We start from the raw sequence: 396 nt of genomic DNA, 5'->3' as shown, positions 1-396 counted from the left end.
GAAAATAACGACGTCACCACCCTTCAACCAACGCATTGCCGTCCTACGATCATAATGCTCTACCACGCCACTCATTGGGATAGCAGACATAACGCGCGTCGAAATATTCGATCTCTCCAGTGCGTCGCGCATCGCAAGCGCATTCATAACCGTCGCCAACATACCCATGTGATCACCAGTAACACGATCCATCCCAGCGGCATTCAAGGCGGCACCTCGGAACAAGTTTCCGCCGCCAATCACCATTCCAACTTGGACACCAATACCAATTAGCTGGCCTACTTCAAGCGCCATACGATCAAGCACTTTAGGATCAATACCAAAATTCTCTTCACCCATGAGCGCTTCACCGCTCAGCTTTAATAGAACGCGTTTGTACTTTGGTTGCAGGTTAGC

At 50.0% G+C, this 396-nt stretch carries 1 pseudogene; it reads right to left on the bottom strand.

Annotated features, from left to right (window positions below):
• Positions 1 to 390 (bottom strand): annotated as a pseudogene (locus A3751_RS17985) (uridine monophosphate kinase); the annotation flags it as partial.
• Positions 391 to 396: the final 6 nt, after the last annotated feature.

The sequence above is a fragment of the Oleiphilus sp. HI0080 genome, assembly GCF_001635135.1.
The sequence above is the reverse complement of the archived record's forward strand: the minus strand, read 5'-3'. Positions and strand labels throughout refer to the sequence as shown.